At 62.9% G+C, this 18403-nt stretch carries 17 protein-coding genes; 7 read left to right on the top strand and 10 right to left on the bottom strand.

Features of this window, described 5'->3' with window-relative positions:
- The first annotated feature begins 34 nt into the window (after window positions 1–34).
- Window positions 35–862 carry a hypothetical protein gene (locus GRI97_RS14020; protein ID WP_161391840.1) on the top strand — a complete coding sequence of 276 codons (828 nt, stop codon included), beginning with the start codon at window positions 35–37 and terminating at the stop codon, window positions 860–862.
- Here GRI97_RS14020 and GRI97_RS14025 read toward each other — a convergent pair.
- The 4 genes from GRI97_RS14025 to GRI97_RS14040 form a co-directional block, all read right to left on the bottom strand.
- Window positions 850–1008 carry a LemA family protein gene (locus GRI97_RS14025; protein ID WP_161391841.1) on the bottom strand — a complete coding sequence of 53 codons (159 nt, stop codon included), beginning with the start codon at window positions 1006–1008 and terminating at the stop codon, window positions 850–852. The two genes, GRI97_RS14020 and GRI97_RS14025, sit on opposite strands and share 13 nt — an antisense overlap.
- Before the next feature lie 123 nt (window positions 1009–1131).
- On the bottom strand, window positions 1132–2592 hold the full coding sequence (locus tag GRI97_RS14030; protein ID WP_161391842.1) for an efflux transporter outer membrane subunit: 1461 nt from the start codon (window positions 2590–2592) through the stop codon (window positions 1132–1134).
- Entirely contained in the window at window positions 2589–5789 is a 3201-nt protein-coding gene (locus GRI97_RS14035; protein WP_161391843.1) for an efflux RND transporter permease subunit, read from the bottom strand. Before GRI97_RS14035 ends, GRI97_RS14030 begins: the two co-directional genes overlap by 4 nt.
- 3 nt (window positions 5790–5792) lie before the next feature.
- Entirely contained in the window at window positions 5793–6995 is a 1203-nt protein-coding gene (locus GRI97_RS14040) for an efflux RND transporter periplasmic adaptor subunit (protein WP_161391844.1), read from the bottom strand.
- Window positions 6996–7094: 99 nt separating this feature from the next.
- On the opposite strand from GRI97_RS14040, the gene GRI97_RS14045 reads away from it, so the two are divergent.
- On the top strand, window positions 7095–7709 hold the full coding sequence (locus tag GRI97_RS14045; protein WP_161391845.1) for a TetR/AcrR family transcriptional regulator: 615 nt from the start codon (window positions 7095–7097) through the stop codon (window positions 7707–7709).
- 28 nt (window positions 7710–7737) lie between these two features.
- Here the strand turns inward: GRI97_RS14045 and panC are convergent, their stop codons facing one another.
- Window positions 7738–8589 carry a pantoate--beta-alanine ligase gene (panC, locus tag GRI97_RS14050; RefSeq protein ID WP_161391846.1) on the bottom strand — a complete coding sequence of 284 codons (852 nt, stop codon included), beginning with the start codon at window positions 8587–8589 and terminating at the stop codon, window positions 7738–7740.
- A 200-nt stretch (window positions 8590–8789) separates the two neighbouring features.
- On the opposite strand from panC, the gene GRI97_RS14055 reads away from it, so the two are divergent.
- The 5 genes from GRI97_RS14055 to GRI97_RS14075 are packed head-to-tail and all read left to right on the top strand — an operon-like array spanning window position 8790 to window position 14801.
- A complete protein-coding gene (locus GRI97_RS14055) occupies window positions 8790–9602 on the top strand; it encodes a division plane positioning ATPase MipZ (protein WP_161391847.1) in 813 nt (270 codons plus the stop codon).
- 3 nt (window positions 9603–9605) lie between these two features.
- Window positions 9606–9893: a J domain-containing protein gene (locus GRI97_RS14060; RefSeq protein WP_161391848.1), complete on the top strand. Its 288-nt coding sequence runs from the start codon at window positions 9606–9608 to the stop codon at window positions 9891–9893.
- Between the two features lie 30 nt (window positions 9894–9923).
- Window positions 9924–11327: a phosphoglucomutase/phosphomannomutase PgmG gene (gene pgmG, locus GRI97_RS14065; protein WP_161391849.1), complete on the top strand. Its 1404-nt coding sequence runs from the start codon at window positions 9924–9926 to the stop codon at window positions 11325–11327.
- 27 nt (window positions 11328–11354) lie between these two features.
- On the top strand, window positions 11355–12314 hold the full coding sequence (locus GRI97_RS14070) for a hypothetical protein (RefSeq protein ID WP_161391850.1): 960 nt from the start codon (window positions 11355–11357) through the stop codon (window positions 12312–12314).
- Between the two features lie 30 nt (window positions 12315–12344).
- Window positions 12345–14801, top strand: a complete 2457-nt coding sequence (locus GRI97_RS14075) for a ligase-associated DNA damage response DEXH box helicase (protein ID WP_161391851.1) — start codon at window positions 12345–12347, stop codon at window positions 14799–14801.
- Window positions 14802–14840: 39 nt separating this feature from the next.
- Here GRI97_RS14075 and GRI97_RS14080 read toward each other — a convergent pair whose 3' ends face one another.
- The 5 genes from GRI97_RS14080 to GRI97_RS14100 all read right to left on the bottom strand — a co-directional run bounded on the left by GRI97_RS14080 (window position 14841) and on the right by GRI97_RS14100 (window position 18113).
- Window positions 14841–15272, bottom strand: a complete 432-nt coding sequence (locus GRI97_RS14080; RefSeq protein WP_161391852.1) for an ExbD/TolR family protein — start codon at window positions 15270–15272, stop codon at window positions 14841–14843.
- Window positions 15273–15520: 248 nt separating this feature from the next.
- Entirely contained in the window at window positions 15521–15958 is a 438-nt protein-coding gene (locus GRI97_RS14085) for an ExbD/TolR family protein (protein ID WP_161391853.1), read from the bottom strand.
- Between the two features lie 33 nt (window positions 15959–15991).
- Entirely contained in the window at window positions 15992–16531 is a 540-nt protein-coding gene (locus GRI97_RS14090) for an ExbD/TolR family protein (RefSeq protein WP_202392777.1), read from the bottom strand.
- A gap of 81 nt (window positions 16532–16612) precedes the next feature.
- Window positions 16613–17392, bottom strand: coding sequence for a MotA/TolQ/ExbB proton channel family protein (locus tag GRI97_RS14095; RefSeq protein ID WP_161391854.1), 780 nt, complete (start codon window positions 17390–17392; stop codon window positions 16613–16615).
- A gap of 64 nt (window positions 17393–17456) precedes the next feature.
- Window positions 17457–18113 carry an energy transducer TonB gene (locus GRI97_RS14100; protein ID WP_235917852.1) on the bottom strand — a complete coding sequence of 219 codons (657 nt, stop codon included), beginning with the start codon at window positions 18111–18113 and terminating at the stop codon, window positions 17457–17459.
- Window positions 18114–18403 lie beyond the last annotated feature (290 nt).

Here is an 18403-nt window from a genome sequence, read left to right on the forward strand (position 1 = left end):
GGCGACCGACCATCCATCGGGCGCCTCTCCTCACTTGGAAGCCACCTTTTCAAAGCTTCTGCGCGACCACCGGCAGGGGCAGCTTGATGACACCCTTGACCGCCTCAGCGGATTGTCGCCGCAGACACGGGCGAGCATCACCTCCGCCTTGGTGATCGCTGACAGTCAGATCGGTTTGAGCGTGGAAACGCTGGCAGCAAGCCCGCAGATTTCAGGGTACCGCCAGCAAGAACTCTATGATTACATGATCGAGAAGATCAGGAAAAAAGGTCCCGACTATCTGATTCCTTTGCATCCGAGCGCTGGATGGAAAGAATCACTTGACAAGCTACGACCGGTTTTTGCTCGCGTGCACAAGTATATTGAGCTGAAGAGCGGCCAACATCATCGGTACTGGGCTCCTCTGGCTCTTCGCTGGATGCGCGGTGAACCGTTGCCGATGATTATCGATGAGGCGATCAAGTACCATAAAAGCCAAGGCAAAAACCGGTCCAGCCGAACGGTCATCCGAGAGGTGCTGACGGATGTGGAAAGCAAGCTCCGGTTCAAATACGTGAACATGCTGGGCTGCTACGGAGCTGTGTTGAAAGAGGCCCTGATCACAACCGGACACGTTTCTTACGTCGCGAAGATACCAGCGCTGACCTTGTACCTGGAGCTTGGAGCAGCATCACAAACGATGATCCAGTTTATCAGCCTCGGTCTCTCTCGCCACACGGCGCACATCTTGTCTGGCCTGACGATCAACAGGGATATGGACCCAGGATCAGCGCGACGCTTCCTTTCCCGGCTGACACCCGAAACAGCAGGACTGTCGCCCTACGTGGCTGGCGAACTTAGACGAGTGCTTCAAAACGCCTGAGGACCATGTGGACGAAGCGGGCAACGTAAAACTGCGGCGATATTGGCGTGGCAGCGCTTCACATATTCGACCAGCCGCCGCAGTCGGCTGTAGGACATGAACATCCACACCGCGATCGCGGCCAGAATGAAAAGCAGCCATTCCATCGAATTGTCCCATCCTTGCCTGGGCAACCCATCCGTTGTGAACCCCGCCTCCGGCCCCAGGTCGGTTAGCCGGGGGGCCAGTCAGTCGGCTCCATTATGCCGCCTACCTGCGGCGGGCGCCAATCAGGGCCTCGCGGGATTCGACGCAGCGGTCGCTGCCGATACGGGTGCCGCGGTTCCCGCCGCCGCTTCGGTCCGTTCCTGCGCCCCGCCGCCCACCGCGATATACAGCGTCACTGCATTCTGGCGGATGGCGCGGCCGGTGGTCAGGATCGATTGCCGCGCGGCGAACAGATTGCGTTCGGCGTCCAGCACTTCCAGATAATCGGCCACGCCTTCGCGATACCGCACGCGGGCGATCTGGGCGATCTTCTGCTGCGCTTCCTGATTGCGCAGCTGCGCTTCGATCTGTTCGCCCAGCCAGCGCCGCCCGGCCAGCGCATCGGCCACTTCGCGGAAGGCTGTCTGCACCGTCTTGTCATAGGTCGCGATCAGTTCGGCTTCGCGCCCGCGCGCCACGCCCAGATCGCCCTGGCGGGCGCCATTGTCGAAAATCGGCAGGCTGGCCGATCCGCCATAGGACCAGGTCCAGCTGTCGCCGCTGAACAGGGATGACAGGGCCATGGATACCAGCCCGGTGCTGCCGGTCAGCGATATGGTGGGGAAGAAGGCGGCGCGTGCCGCCCCGATATCGGCCCGCGCACCGCGCAGCGATTCTTCCGCCGCCACAATGTCCGGCCGGTTCAGCAACAGATCCGATGGCAGGCCGGCACCCAGGTAACGCCCGTCATCCTGGGCCCGCAGCGCCAGCCCGGGGGGCAGGCCGGTCGGGATTTCCCCGCCCACCAGCACGGTCAGCTGGTTGTTCAATTGCGCGGCGGTCAGCCGGAAGGCGGCCAATTGCTGTTCGGCCTGGGTCAGCAGGGTTTCGGCCTGATTGAACGGCAGGCCCGATGTCACCCCGGCATCCAGCCGCAGCTTGGCGATGCGCAGCTCTTCCCGCCGGCTTTCCGCCGTCGCTTCGGCCAGGGCGATCTGCTCATCTGTCTCGATCATTTCGAGATAGGTGTTGGCCACATCGCCGATCAGCGACAGATAGAACGCCTTCTGATTGGCCTCGCTCGCCAGATAGCTCGCCCGCGCGGATTCGCTCTGATTGGCCACCCGGCCCCAGAAATCGAGTTCGAAGGACGATACCGCCACCCCAACCTCGTACCGGTCCATGGTGAACACCTGGCCGATCATGTTGGATCGTGAACTGGTATAGCCGGCATTGGCGTCCAGACTGGGCAGGCGTCGGCTGTCGGCGATGCGATATTGCGCGCGTGCCTGATCGATTCGCGCGGTGGCGGCCATCAGATCGCGATTGTTCGCCAGCGCGGTTTCGATCAGCTTCTGCAGGCGCGGATCGACGAAGAAATCGCGCCAGCCAAGCTTGCTGGCCACCAGCGTTCCATCAGGCCGGTAATCCGCCGGGAAGGCGGGCGCGGTCGACAGGTCGGGGCGGACATGTTCGGGCGCCAGATTGGTGCAGCCCGCCAGCATGGCCGCCAACGTCAGCGTGGCTGTAACCTGCCGCTTCATGCCGGTTCTCCTTCATTCGCAACCGGTTGGGCAGGTGTGGGGTCCATATGGCCGGCGGCATGCGGGCGCTTGCGGCTCAACCTTGTGCGCACCAGCAGATAAAGCACGGGGATCAGGAAGATGCCGATCGCAGTGGCCGCGATCATCCCGCCCATCACCCCGGTGCCCACCGCGATGCGGCTGGCCGCCCCGGCGCCCGATGCAATCACCAGCGGCACCATGCCGAAAATGAAGGCGAGCGATGTCATGATGATCGGCCGTAGGCGAAGCTTGGCCGCTTCCTTCACCGCATCGAACACGGACAATCCGCGTTCTTCCTCTTCCACCGCGAATTCCGCGATCAGGATCGCGTTCTTGGCGGCCAGCCCGATGATGGTGATCAGCCCGACGTTGAAATAGACGTCGGCAGAAAGCCCGCGCAGCACCGATGCCACCACCGCACCCAGCACGCCGGCCGGCACGATCAGCAGCACCGCCAGCGGCAGGGTCCAGCTTTCATAGAGGGCGGCCAGCAGCAGGAACACCACCACCACAGACAGCGCCATCAGCGCGCCCACCTGGCCGGCGGACTGCTTTTCCTCAAAGCTCAGCCCGGTCCATTCATAGCCGATGCCCTGCGGCAATTGCTGCGCCAGCCGTTCCATTTCCGCCAGCGCATCGCCGGAAGACTGGCCCGGTGCGGCTTCGCCCGACAGCGTCATCGCGGGGTAGCCATTGTACCGTGCCAGCGTCGGCGGCCCGGCGGTCCATTTCACCTGGGCAAAGCTGCTGAACGGCACCAGCGCGCCCTGCGCATTGGGCACGCGCAGGGCCAGAATGTCCTGCGGATCCATGCGATAGGGCGCGTCGGCCTGTACCAGCACCTGCAGCACCCGCCCATCGCGAGAGAAGTCGTTGACATAGGCGGAGCCGAAATTGATCGACATGGCGGCGTTCACGTCGCTGATCGAAAGGCCCTGCGCCCGTGCCTGCACCCGGTCGATCGTGACCGCCAGGCCCGGTGTCGGTTGCTGCTCGTCCGGTCGCAGATTGACGATCAGCGGGCTTTGCGCGGCCAGCCCCATCAACTGGTCACGCGCGGCGGCCAGCGCTTCTCGGCCCAGGCCCGCACGATCCTGCAGCTTGAAGGAAAAGCCGCTGGCATTGCCCAGCGAAGAGATCGGCGGGCGCTGCATGGCGAATACCGTCGCGTCGTCCAGCTGAGAGAAGAACGCCATCGCCCGTCCGGCGATCGCGGAAGAAGCGCTGGCCGCATCCTTGCGTTCGTCCCAGGGCTTCAGCGTGATGAACATCATCGCATTGTTCTGGCCCGAACCGAAGAAGCTGAACCCGCGGATCACGATCACATTTTCGATTTCGGGCTGTTTTTTCCAATATTCATACACCCGATCGACCGCAGCGGCGGTGCGCGCATCGGTTGCGCCGGGCGGGGTCTGGATCGCGGTCAGCACGTCGCCCTGATCTTCGGCGGGAAGAAAGGCGGTGGGCAGGCGGGTGAACAGCACGGCGGTGACGACGCACAGCACCAGGAATGCGGCCAGCGCCCTGAACGGTCGCGACAGGATCTTGGTGTTGGCGGAATCGTAACGGGCAGTCGTGCGGCCAAACCAGCGGTTGAATGCAGCGAAGAAGCGCGGAATCCAGCTGCGCCATCCGCTCTCGGGTTGGGCGTGGCCGTCTTCCCCGGCATGGTTTTTGTGCGGCTTGAGGAAGGTGGCGCACAGCGCGGGCGTCAGCGTCAGCGCCAGCACGGCGGAGAAGAAGATCGAAATCGCCAGCGTGACGGAAAACTGGCGATAGATGCCGCCGGTCGATCCAGGGAAGAACGCCATCGGAATGAACACCGCGATCAGCACCAGCGTGATGCCGATGATCGCGCCGGTGATCTGATCCATCGCCTTGCGCGTCGCCTCGAGCGGGCCAAGCCCTTCTTCGGCCATGATCCGCTCGACATTTTCAATCACCACGATCGCGTCATCGACCAGGATGCCGATCGCCAGCACCATGCCGAACAGCGACAGCACATTGATCGAAAATCCGAACAGCCACAGGCCCAGGCAGGCACCGGCCAGCGCGATCGGAACGACCAGCGTCGGGATCACGGTTGCGCGCCAGTTCTGCAGGAACACGAACATCACGACGAACACCAGCACCATGGCTTCCACCAGGGTGATCATCACCTCTTCCACCGACAGCTGGATGAAGGGGGTGGTGTCGTATGCGACCTGCCATTCGACATCGGCCGGCAGCGTGGGGCCGAGTTCGGCCATGCGCTCTTCCACGCCCTTGGCGGCGTCCAGCGCGTTGGCGCCCGTGGCCAGCTGAATGGCCATGCCGGCCATCGGCTTCCCGTTGATGGAGATATTGTTGGTGTAGCTTTGCGCGCCCAGTTCGACCCGTGCCACATCGACCAGCCGCACCGTGGCGCCGCTGGGATCGGTCTTCAGGATAATCTGTTCGAATTCGTCTTCGGTGGTCAACCGCCCCTGGGCGGTGATGGTCGCGGTGATCTGCTGGCCGCTGGCGAAGGGCTGGGCACCGATGGAGCCGCCGGCCGTCTGGCTGTTCTGTTCCTGTACGGCAGCCAGCACGGCGCTGGGCGACAGGCCATAGGATGCCAGCCGTTCGGGATCGATCCAGATGCGCATGGCATAGGCGGAACCGAACAGGTTGATATCGCCCACGCCCGGCACGCGCCGCAATTCGTCCACCACCTGGCTGGACGCGATATTGCCGAGATCGGTGGCCTTGAGCTCGCCGCTTTTCGACGTCAGCGCGGCGATCATCATGAAGCCGCTGTTCGCCTGGGTCACGCGGATGCCCTGCCGGCGCACATCCTCCGGCAGGCGGGTCTCGATGATGCTCAGCCGGTTCTGGACTTCGGTCTGGGCGATATCGATGTCCGTGCCGGATTCGAAAGTGGCGGTGATGCTGGTCGCGCCGTTCGACTGGCTGGAGGCGGACATGTACAGCAGGCCTTCAACGCCATTGAGCTGCTGTTCGATGATCTGGGTGACATTGTCTTCCACCGTGGCCGCATCGGCGCCCGGATAGGTGGCCGAAATCGTCAGCGATGGCGGGGCGATATTGGGATATTGCTCGATGGCCAGCGCGCGCAGCGCCATGCCGCCTGCCAGCAGAATGCCGAGCGCAATGACCCATGCAAAGATGGGCCGGTCGATGAAAAAGCGTGCCATGGATCAGCGCGCCCCGTTGGCGGCTGCGGATGGTGATGCTGCCGGGCTTGCTGCGGGGTTTGCTCTGGCCGGCGCCCGCGATGCCGCTGCGGCCGGTTGGGCGCGGGTCGTCTTGACCTGCATTCCCGGGCGCACCTTCATCAGATTGTTCACGATCACCACATCGCCCGGGGTCAGCCCGCTCTTGATGATCCAGTTTTCATTGGCCAGCGCACCAAGTTCGACATTGCGCACGGCCACCTTGCCGGTGCCATCGACAACAAACACCGTTCCGGTCTTCTCACCCACGGTGACGGCCGATTGGGGCACCACGATGCCGTTCTGCAACTGGCCGGCTTCCACCCGCACGCGGACGAATTCGCCCGGCAACAGCATGCCTTCCGGATTGGCGAAGCGCGCGCGCAGCTGCAGCGTGCCGGTTTCGGTGTCCACCACGCGATCGAGGAAGTCGATCGTGCCGGTGATCGGGTATTCGCTGCCATCGGCAAACACCAGATGGACGTCGATGCGGCTGTTGGCCGGCACATCCAGCGTGCCATCGGAAATGCCCCGGCGGATGTTCAGGAACTCATTGGCCGACTGGGCGAAGGTCACATAAATCGGGGAGACCTGATCGATTCGCGCCATCAGCGTGGCTTCGGCCTGATTGACGAAGGCGCCCTCCGTCACCTGTGCCCGCCCGGCGCGGCCGGTCAGCGGGGCACGGACGGTGGTATAGCCGAGCTGCAGGGAAGCGGACCGCAGCTGCGCCTCGATTTCCGCCACGCTGGCGGCCGCTTCGCGCGATGCGGCAACGGCAGCATCATATTCCTGCTTGCTGATCGCATTTTCATCCACCAGCGGGCGATAGCGGGTGACCACGGCGGCGGCGTTTGCCGCTGTCGCGCGGGCGCGATCCAGGCTGGCCTTGGTCTGGGCATAGGACGCACGCAGTTCCGACGGGTCGATTTCGAACAGCGGCTGGCCGGCACGCACGTCGCTGCCATCCACATACAGCTGCCGCTGGACGATCCCGGTCACGCGGGCGCGCACCTCGGCCGATCGTTCAGGTTCGACGCGGCCGGGCAGTTCAATGATATTCGGAATCGGCCGGCTGGCGATGACGATCGTTTCCACCTCCAGCGGCGGCGGGGCCGGGGGCTCGGCCTGGCCGGAACAACCCGCAAGCGCCAAGGCGCCGATGACAACTGCATGCGTCCAGCGCATCCGGGAATCCTTGATCATTGTGCAAATGCAATATGTGTAATAGATATTACGCGAATTCTTAGCAAGCGGCATCTCTGTCGTCGCCGGAAAGGGGCGCGCATGGAACGGAAAACCGATGATCGGCTGACACGCCGGCGCGCGGCCATCGTGGCGGCAGCACGATCACTGTTTCTCGAACGGGGCTTCGAACAGACGACGCTGGCGGATATCGTGAGCAAATCGGGTGGTTCCCTCTCCACGATTTACAAGGAGTTTGGCACCAAGGAGCGATTGTTACGAGCGGTAATCGATTTCGATCGCGAACCGGGGCTGGGAATCGCCGCCTATCTGGCCCGCACCGACATGCCGCGGGCGCAGATCATCCGCGAATTCGCCCGTGATCTGCGCGAAAACCGCATGACGCCCGATCATCTGGCCATCACCCGCATCGTCATCGGCCACAGCGCCCGCGATCAGGAATTCGCGCGCGAATTTCACGAAAACAATTTCGCCAGGGCGCATGAAGCGCTCAGCCACATGTTCGCCGTCTGGGCCGGGCAGGGGGTGCCGCTGACCGCGCCGCCCGGCGTGCTGGCCACCGCTTTGATGAGCGTGTTTGCCTTCGAAATGCACCGCGCCGCCATCGGCCATGCGGTGCCGCAGGTGGAACCGGGCGGCAGCCTGGATCAGCAGCTGGAATTCTTCATCCGCAGCGCCGGCCTGGCCGAAGACTAGGGCTTTTTCCGGCCCCGTCTCTGGCCGATCAGCCGACCGGCATATTGTCGATCAGCCTGGTGCCGCCGATCCGCGCTGCCACCAGCAGCCGCAGCGCATTCTCGCCCGGCGTGCTGGCCGGCTGCAGGCTGTCGGCATCGGCAATGTCGGCATAATCCACGCTGGCAAACCCGCCCTCCACCAGCGTCTGGCGCAGCTCGGCCAGCGCCGCCGCGAAATCGGCCCCTTCGGCAATCGCGGCAATCGCTGCGCGCATGGCCCTGGGCAGGGTCACCGCAGCCTGCCGCTGTTCCGGCGTCAGATATCGGTTGCGACTCGACATCGCCAATCCGTCCGCCTCCCGCACGGTTGGCACGCCGATGATGGCATCGGCATGCGGCAGGGTCAGGTCCAGATCGCGGGCCATGCGGCGGATCACGGCCAGCTGTTGCCAGTCCTTTTCCCCGAACAGCGCCACATCGGGCTGGATCTGGTTGAACAGCTTGCACACCACCGTGGCCACGCCATCGAAATGGCCGGGCCGCGATGCGCCGCAGAACCCCTCGCTCACCCCGCTCACGGCAATGCTGGTGGCAAAGCCGGCGGGATAGACCTGATCCACCGGCGGCGCCCACAGCAGCGCCACCCCTTCGCCTTCCAGCATGCGCTGGTCTTCGGCCAGCTGGCGCGGATAGGCGTCCAGATCCTCATTCGGGCCGAACTGGCGCGGATTGACGAAGATCGATGCCGCGACCGCATCGGCATGGCGGCGTGCTTCCCGGATCAGGGTCAGATGGCCTTCGTGCAGCGCGCCCATGGTGGGCACCAGGGCCAGCGTGCCAGCTGCGCGCAGATCGCGGACAGCCTGCCGCAATGCGCCGATGTCTTTGGCAATGATCATCCGCCCGATGTCGTGGCTGATGCGCGGCATGGCAAGCGGCAGTTTTCGGCAGTTTGCGCTAAAATGCGCGTTGGCGCGTTGTCGCCAAATGGCCTTCAACCGTGTGATAGGTGGTTACAAACTGTCTGCCACGGCTTCCGCTCGCCCCCCGGCGGCGATAGAAGAAGCACCATCATCAACCGCCAAGGTTCAGAACAATCGTGAATTCTGCTGCGCCCCATCGTATTGTATTTGCCAATGAAAAGGGCGGAACGGGCAAATCCACCACGGCCGTGCACATCGCCGTGGCGCTGGCCTACCGCGGGGCGCGGGTCGTCGCGATCGATCTCGATCACCGCCAGCGCACGCTCTATCGCTACCTCGAAAACCGCCTCGACACCGAAAAACGCCGCGACATAGCCCTCCCCGGCGCCGCATTCGACGTGTTTTCCGACGGTGATGCTGCTGCCCTGGAACAGCGCGTCGCCGAAATTGGCGAAGGCATGGATTACATCGTTTTCGATACCCCGGGACGCGACGATCCGCTGGCACGCCATTGTGCTGCTCAAGCTGATACGCTCGTTACGCCTATGAACGACAGCTTTGTCGATTTCGACCTGATCGGTCAGGTGGATGCGGAAAACTTCAAGGTCCGGCGGCTGAGCTTCTACGCCGAACTGATCTGGGAATCGCGCAAGCAGCGGGCCATGACCCAGATTCGCGATCAGCGTCCACCGATGGACTGGGTCGTGGTGCGCAACCGCGTGCAGGCCAGCGACGCCCGCAACCAGCGCCGACTGGATCAAGCCCTTACGGAATTGTCGAAGCGGGTTGGTTTCCGTGTTGCACCGGGTTTGTCCGAACGCGTGATCTACCGCGAATTGTTCCCGTCTGGTTTGACCCTGCTCGACAAGGGGCATCTGGGCGAACTGGGCACCAGCCATCTGGTCGCCCGGCAGGAGTTGCGGACGCTGGTGGCCAATCTCAACCTGCCGATCATTCGCCGTCCGGAACAGGCAAACGAGGCGGCCTGAGCAATGGTGCGGCTGCTGTTCTTCCTGGCAGTCGGCGTGATCGCCTGGAAAATGTTCACCGGCCACTGGCCTTGGCAGAGGCGCATTTCTGCAAGATCGCGGGAACTTGCGCAGGCGCGGCAGCTTTTGTCGGTCGGTGTGCAGGCATCGCGGACCGACATTCTTGCGGCGCATCGGCGCCTGATTGCTCTTGTTCATCCTGACAGGGGCGGTACCAGCGCACAGGTGCATGCAGCGGATGCTGCACGTGACATGTTGTTAGAAGAATTGCCTTTTGATCCACCAGTTTGATCCCTCATCCTTCGTAATTCAGGAGATCGTATGACGCATCAGTTCCACCCCACCGTGCTGCGTGAGTACGATATCCGGGGTATTATCGGCGAAACGCTTGGCGCCGACGATGCCCGCGCGATCGGCCGCAGCTTCGGTACGCTGCTGCGGCGCGCAGGGGGGAAACTGGTGGCAGTGGGATATGATGGTCGCGTCAGTTCGCCGATGCTCGAACATGCGCTGATCGAAGGGCTGACCTCGGCGGGTTGCGACGTTCGCCGGGTGGGCATGGGCCCGACGCCGATGCTCTATTACGCCGAAGCTTCCGCGGAAGAGGTTGATGGCGGGATTCAGATTACCGGCAGCCACAACCCGGCCAATTACAACGGCTTCAAGATGGTATTCCAGGGGCGGCCGTTCTTTGGCGCCGATATCCAGACCATCGGCACTATGTCCGCCGCCGGCGATTGGGATGATGGCACCGGCACGGTCGACACGCGCGACATCAATGCCGAATATGTCGAACGTCTGCTGGCGCCGCTGGCGGCCATTGCGCCGGAAAAGCTCGCCAACATCAAGATCGGCTGGGACGCGGGCAATGGCGCAGCCGGTCCTGCGCTGGAACGGCTGGTGGCGAAGCTGCCGGGCGAGCATCACCTGCTCTACACCGAAGTGGATGGCAATTTCCCCAACCACCACCCCGATCCCACGGTGGAGGAAAACCTGGTCGACCTGCGCGCGCTGGTCGCCAGCAAGGGGCTGGATTTCGGCATTGCCTTTGACGGTGACGGTGACCGGATCGGCGCGATCGACGGCGAAGGCCGGATCATCTGGGGCGATCAGCTGCTGATGATCTATGCCGAAGACCTGCTGAACCGCCAGCCGGGTGTGACCATCATTGCCGACGTGAAGGCCAGCCGCGCGCTGTTCGATCATGTCAGCAAGCTCGGCGGCAAGCCGGTGATGTGGAAGACCGGCCATTCGCTGATCAAGTCTAAGATGCGCGAAACCGGATCGCCGCTGGCCGGCGAAATGAGCGGCCATGTGTTCTTCGCCGATGAATATTACGGCTATGACGATGCGCTCTATGCCGGTGTGCGGCTGATTTCTTCCAGCGTTCAGCTGGGCAAATCCGTGACCCAGCTGCGCGGCGAGATGCCGGCCATGCTGAACACGCCCGAAATGCGCTTCCAGGTCGATGAAAGCCGCAAATTCGCCGCGATTGACGAGGTGAAGCAGCGCCTGAGCGGTACCGATGCCGATGTGAACGACACCGACGGTGTGCGCGTGACCACGGATGATGGCTGGTGGCTGCTGCGTGCCTCCAACACGCAGGATGTGCTGGTCGCCCGCGCTGAAAGCTTCACCGCCGAAGGGCTCGATCGCCTGATGGGGCAGATCGATGAACAACTGGCGGCGTCCGGCCTCGAACGCGGGCCACAGGCGGCACACTGAGACCGGACCACCGGATAGGAAACAAGCATGAAATATCTGCTGGCCGGTATGGCCTCCCTCGCCTTCGCGGTTCCTGCCATGGGGCAGGAACCGGTGACGACCACGGTAACCATACCGGCCGCGGAGGCCGAAGACGCGCCTGCCAATGCTTCCAACGAAATGGCCATGGCGATGGCCATGATGCAGACAATGTTTGCCGCGCCCGAACTGACGGCAGAACAGGAAGCGCGCCTGCCGCTGGCCACGCAACTGGCGGAACACATGCTGCCCAATGGCATTTATGCCCGTGCCATGACCGAAACCTTCAGCAGCTTCATCGAACCGATCATGGGCATGGCCCCGCAGAACATGCCGGTTTACGACATGTCGGAACGGCTGGGCGTAGAGTACGCTTTGGTCGATGGGCTGGATCAGGCGCAGCAGGAAGAAGTCGGCCACATCCTTGATCCGGTGTATGAACAGCGTAGCCGGGCGGCGATGGATTTCGTCATGGGCAAAACCACGGAACTGATGACGCTGATCGAACCGGGCATGCGGCGCGGGGTCGCGCGATCCTTCGCCACCCGGCTGGACGAGCAGCAACTCGGCGCAGTGGTGGCCTTTTTCGATACGCCCGCAGGCGCTGCCTTTGCCCAGCACAGCCTGATGGCTTTCAGCGACCGGCAGGCGATTTCTGCCCTGATGGCAGAAATGCCCCGGCTGATGGAAAGCCTACCCGATTTCGAAACCGCCGCCAAGGAAGCCACCGCCAGCCTGCCGGCTGAACGGGAGTATGCCGATCTGTCCGCCGCCGATCGCCAGCGCCTGGCCAAGCTGCTGGGGATCAGCGAGGGCGAACTGCAGCGGAACATGGCAGAGGCTGCCGAAAACCGCGCTGCCATAGAGGCCGGTGAATATGACTGGGAAGCTGAGGCTACGGCTACAGCAACGGCAGAAGTCCCTGCACCCCCAAAACTGTCCGGCAAGGGGCGCGGCAAGGGGAATTGATCCCCTGTCTTTCCCCCGATCCATCCAGGCATGACAGCATCCGGTCCTGAGATCCCCGTTGAACTGCAGCAATGGTTCAGCGGGCGGGGCTGGCGGGTCCGCAGCCATCAACGGGACATGTTCCTGGCCCATCGCGCCGGGCGACATGCCCTATTGGTCGCCGATACCGGGGCGGGCAAGACGCTGGCGGGATTTCTGCCTACGCTGGCTGATTTCTGCCCGTCCGCCGGCGATCCGCCCGATGGGCTGCACACGCTCTACATCTCTCCGCTCAAGGCGCTGGCGCATGATGTGCAGCGCAATCTGCTCGGCCCGGCGGAGGAGATGGGCCTGCCGATCCGGATCGAAACCCGCAGCGGGGATACGCCGTCCGACCGGCGCAAGCGGCAGATGGGGCGACCGCCGCATATCCTGCTGACCACGCCCGAAAGCCTGTCGCTGCTGCTGTCCTACCCCGACAGCTTCACCATGTTTTCCGGGCTCCAGCGGGTCATCATCGATGAAGTTCACGCTTTCGCCACGGGCAAGCGCGGCGACCTGCTGGCGCTGGCGCTGGCGCGGTTGCAGGCGATCGCACCAGGCATGCAGCGCGCGGCGCTTTCGGCCACGCTTGCTGATCCCGATGAATTTCGCGCCTGGCTCGCGCCTTGGGGCGAAATCGACACGGTTGCTCTGGTAGAGGGGGAGCCCGGCGCCCCGGCGCAGGTTGAGATCCTGCTGCCCGGAGATGAGCGGATCCCCTGGGGCGGTCATGCGGCGACCTGGGCCGTGCCGCAACTCTATGATGAAATCCGTCGCAACCGCACCACGCTGGTGTTCACCAACACCCGTTTCCTGGCTGAACACATCTTTCAGAAATTGTGGGAGGCCAATGACGATACGCTGCCGATCGGCATTCACCACGGATCTCTGAGCACGGAGGCCCGCCGGAAGGTGGAAGGGGCCATGGCGCGGGGCGAATTGCGCGCCCTGGTGGCCACGGCCAGCCTCGATCTGGGGGTTGACTGGGGGGATGTCGATCTGGTGGTCCAGATGGGCGCTCCCAAGGGATCCAGCCGGCTGCTGCAGCGGATCGGGCGGGCCAATCATCGGCTCGACCAATCCAGCCGCGCGCTGCTGGTGCCGGGCAACCGGTTCGAATTCTTGGAAGCCATGGCGGCGCGCGATGCGGTTGATGAAGGGCAGCGTGATGGCGAACCCTTCCGGCCCGGCGGGCTGGACGTGCTGGCTCAGCACGTGATGGGCTGTGCCTGTGCCGGACCTTTTGAAGAGGCCGCGCTTCTGGCTGAAGTCCAGTCCTGCCTGCCCTATGCCTGGGTCGGTGCGAGTGTGTGGCAGCGGGTGCTCGGCTTCGTCGAGAGTGGGGGCTATTCTCTCAATGCCTATGACCGGTTCAAGAGGATCACGCGTTCTGCGGACGGAAACTGGCGGCTGAGCCATCCGGAACTGGCGGCGCGCCATCGGCTGAATGCCGGGATCATCATCGATTCGGATATGCTTGATGTGCGGTTTGGGAACGGCCGATCGCTGGGGCGGGTGGAAGAGCGGTTTGCCGCATCACTGCGGCCGGGCGATACCTTTGCCTTTGCCGGGATGAGCCTGGAAGTGGTTCGGCTGCAGGATATGCAGGTGACGGTACGGGCTGCGCGCAAGGCGGCCATGATCCCGTCCTATGGTGGGCAGAGGTTGCCATTGACGACCCATCTGGCCGAGCGGGTTCAGGCTATGCTGGTCGATCGCGCAGGTTGGAGCCGCTTCCCGGACAATGTGCGCGAATGGCTGGAAATGCAGGACTGGCGATCGGAAATGCCGGCGCCCGGCCGTCTGTTGGTCGAGGCCTTCCCCCATGGTGGTCGCGAATACACGGTTTATTACACCTTTGCGGGATGGAACGCGAACCAGTCGCTTGGCATGCTGATCACCAAGCGGATGGAACAACGCGGCCTGCTGCCGGGCGGCTTCGTCGCCAGCGATTATGCGCTGGCGGTGTGGGGGCTGAAGCCGGTGAAGGATCCGGCCAGCCTGCTTTCGCCGGAAATTCTGACGGATGAATTTATCGATTGGGTGCAGGAATCGCATCTGCTGCGCCGGGCGTTTCGCGAAGTTGCGGTGATTGGCGGCCTGGTGGAACGCCAGCATATCGGCCAGCGCAAGACCGGGCGGCAGGTCACCTTTTCCACCGACCTCATTTTCGATGTGCTGCGCAAATATGAACCCGATCACCTTCTGATGCAGGCGGCCTGGGCCGATGCCCGATCACGCATGACCGATATCGGCCGGCTGGGGGATCTGCTCGATCGCGCATCGGGCAGTCTGCTGCATGTCAGGCTTGAACGAGTCAGCCCGCTGGCGGTGCCGGTGCTGGTGATGATTGGGCGTGAAAACCTGCCGCAGGGGGCGGTCGACGATGCTCTCCTGCTGGAGGCGGAGGCGCTGGCAGAGGCTGCCATGAACGGGGAGCCTCTGCACGATCTGGACGAAGACTGAGTATTTCGAGAAGCGCCGAGGGTATGCCCGGCGCCGGTCTCACCGCCCGAATTCGCGGTATTGCTCATTGCCGACAAAACCGAACTTGGTCACGCCGGTGGCTCGCACGATATTCACCACCTGCGCCGTCTGCTCGTAGCTGGCATTGGCTTCGGGCGCGAACTGCAACTCGGGTTCAGGGCGGATCGCCTGCATGGCCCGCAGATTGGCGACCAGCGTGCCCTCGGAGATGCTTTCCCCGTTCCAGAACATATCACCTTGCCGGGTCAGGATCAGTCGGTTCTGCACGGGCATGATGGTCGTTGTTGGATGATCGATCGGGGGTTGGGGCAGATCAAACTCCACCGAATGTGTCGCCACCGGAATTGTGATGATGAACATGATCAGCAGCACCAGCAGGACATCGATCAGCGGGGTGGTGTTCATCTCCATCATCGGCCGGTCAGGCAGACGGGTGGTAGATACGGCCATGGCAGACTCTCCTGTCAGGGTGCGCTTCCGTCCAAAAGAAGGAAACCACCGGTTGGAAACTCAAAACATTCATGCGATCCCAAACTGTGTAATAGTACATCATACCCTTGGGCGGTCGACTTGCAAGCCGTAAGTCGGTGGGGCGTGGAGGCGTTCGAGGTGTTGAGCCGAGTGGGCCTTGCCTTTCGGGCAAAGAAAAAGGGGCGGAAAATCCGCCCCTTCTCCTGTTCGTATCTGTTTGGTGCTGCTTAGCTGCCGCTACCAAACTCGCGGTATCGTTCGTTGCCGACGAAGCCGAACTTCGTCACGCCGCTGCCCTTGATGATGTTCAGCACCTTGGCGGTGAGATCATAGCTGGCATTGGCATCGGGTTCGAACTGCAGTTCCGGTTCAACCGGCATGGCCACCGACTGCTGCAGCAGAGTCACCAGCTGACCCTGGTCGACGGCGCCGCCGTTCCAGAGGATTTCGCCGTTCGGCGTCAGCAGCAGCTTGTTCTTGATCGGCTCAACAATGACGTCGGGCGGAGTCGGGCTGGGTGACGGCAGGTCGATATCGACCGAGTGAGTGGCAACGGGAATGGTGATGATGAACATGATGAGGAGCACGAGCAGGACGTCGATCAACGGCGTCGTGTTCATTTCCATCATCGGCGAACCATCGTCCTTGCCGCCTGACATTGCCATGGGGGATTACTCCTGTTGTTTCCTGGCGCCCGATCAGCCGTTGGGATCGACCGGGTTGGAAATGAAGCCGACAGTCGGATAACCGGCCGCCTGCACGTTGTAGATCGCGCCGGCAACGCAGCGCCACGGGGCGTTGACGTCACCGCGGATGTGCACCTGCGGGATCAGATCGGGATCTTCCCTGATAGCATCTGCACCGCCTGCGCGCTTCACGATGTCATCAAGCCGCTTGAACGCCTGGTCGTAGAGTTCGGTCGACGAAACCGGGGTGATATTGTTGATATACACCCGGCATTCGCCTTCGCGGATCGCGCCTTCGAAACCCGACCGCGTGGTGCCGGCGGTCTTGCCGGCGGCGTCGGTCGTCGAAACCGTGATCAGAAGGTTTTCGACCTTGTCCTTGGATTCCAGGGATTCGAAGACCGGCAGCCTCAGGTTCTCAATGGTCTGAATGGCGACCGGAACCGCGATGAGGAAGATGATCAGAAGAACCAGCATGACGTCCACCAAGGGAGTCGTGTTGATTTCCGACAGTGGCGTTTCTGCGCCTCCGCCACCTGCTGATATGGCCATGTGTCTTGTCCTATTTCAAAGCATCGCCAGAGGGGCGGGCGACCCGCATGCCGGAACCCGCCCCCGATTACCTAATGGCGATTACGGCTTCGCAGGAGCAACCGGCTTGGCCGGTGCTGCTGCCGGAGCAGCCTTAACCGGAGCAGCAGCCACAACAGCCGGCTTCACCGCACCCTTGGAGGTGATGTTGGCCAGCAGATCGGTCGAGAAACCACTCAGCAGTTCGGCGATCTTCTTGTTGCGAGCCTGCAGCCAGTTGTAGGCAAGCACGGCCGGAACGGCGACGAGCAGGCCGATGGCGGTCATGATCAGAGCTTCACCGACCGGGCCAGCGACCTTGTCGATCGATGCCGAACCGGCAAGGCCGATGTTGATCAGGGCGCGGTAGATACCGATAACGGTGCCGAGCAGACCGACGAACGGCGAGGTCGCACCCACGGTTGCCAGGAACGACAGGCCGCCGGCGAGCTTCGAATTGATCAGAGCTTCCGAACGGGCCAGCGAACCGTGCAGCCAGTCATGGGCTTCCAGGCTGTCGGTCATCTTCAGGTGCTGTGCTTCAGCGGCCAGGCCGTCGTCGACCATCTGGCGCCATGCGCTGTTCTTATCGAGCTTCGAAGCGCCTTCGGTCAGGGTGTTTGCGCGCCAGAAGTTGCTGCGCACAGCCTTGTACTGAGCGAAGATCTTGTTCTGCTCAAGCAGCTTGGTGATCAGGATGTAGAAAGAACCGATGGACATGATGACCAGCACGGTAAGGATGGACCAAGCGATCGGTCCGCCTTCCTTCATGGCTTCAACGAAACCGAACTTGTTTGCCGGGGCCGCGTCGCCGCCAGCTGCGGCAAGAATGTCAATAAGCATGCGGGTATTCCTCTTAACTAGACCATTAGGTTACCGGTAGGCGCCGTTGAGACGCACCGCGAATTTAATCGGGGATCTGCCATCTGATCGAAGTCGACCAGGTGCCTGCCACCGGTTCACCGTCCCTCGTTGCAGCATTGAAGCGACCACGACGCGTCAGAAGACGGCAGGTGGTGTCATCAAGCTCCTTCGAGCCACTGGAACTGGTCACGTCGCATCCGGTCACACGACCATCAGCGCCAACCGACAGACGAACGCCGGTCGTTCCCTGTTCTTCCTTGCGCAGGGCACCTGACGGATAATCGTCATTGGTGGCCCAGCTGCCTGCATTGCCACGCGGCGATGCTGCCTTCGGCGGAACGCTCGGCGGCGGCGGCGGAGGCGGCGGTGCCGGAGGCGCAGGGGGCGCGGACGGCGGAATGATCACCGCAGGCGGTGCCGGCGGCGGGATTGTCTGCTGCGTCTGGATCGGTGGCGGAGCCACAGACACATTAATCGGAGGCGGCGGTGCGACCGGCGGCGGCGGAGCGGTATCGGGCTCCGGCGGCGGAGGTGGCGGCTCATCCTCGGGTGGTGGTGGTGGTTCGTCGATATCCACTGTCGTCACGCGTTCGACCAGCGACTTTGCGGCCGAATAAGCCAGACCCGTAACCAGGGTGTAGCCAATTACGACGTGGATGAGGGCGACGATGATGATCGCGACAACGCGACTACCGCTCATTTGTTGGTCAGCGTAAGCCATCCAGTCCCTTCACTCCATGCTCGTTTCGCCGGGCATGGCCCGGCACCGGCGGCAGCCACCAGGAGGGCATCCTGGCGATCGCCACTAAGAATTGTCCACTCCGGGACCGCCGGCAGCAGGCTGCACAACGGATTTGGGCTTTGACCCGGTGTGGTCGCGGAACCGCGCTATTATTGTGTTTAAGGTCCCAGTGGGGCAGGTCTTAACGGCGAAGAAAGACTTGGGCAAACCCTTTGTCGGTTCAGCCGGGATTCACCATTTTCAGCCTG

Origin of the sequence: Croceibacterium xixiisoli, from assembly GCF_009827305.1 — a bacterium.
Classification (GTDB): Bacteria; Pseudomonadota; Alphaproteobacteria; order Sphingomonadales; family Sphingomonadaceae; genus Croceibacterium_C; species Croceibacterium_C xixiisoli.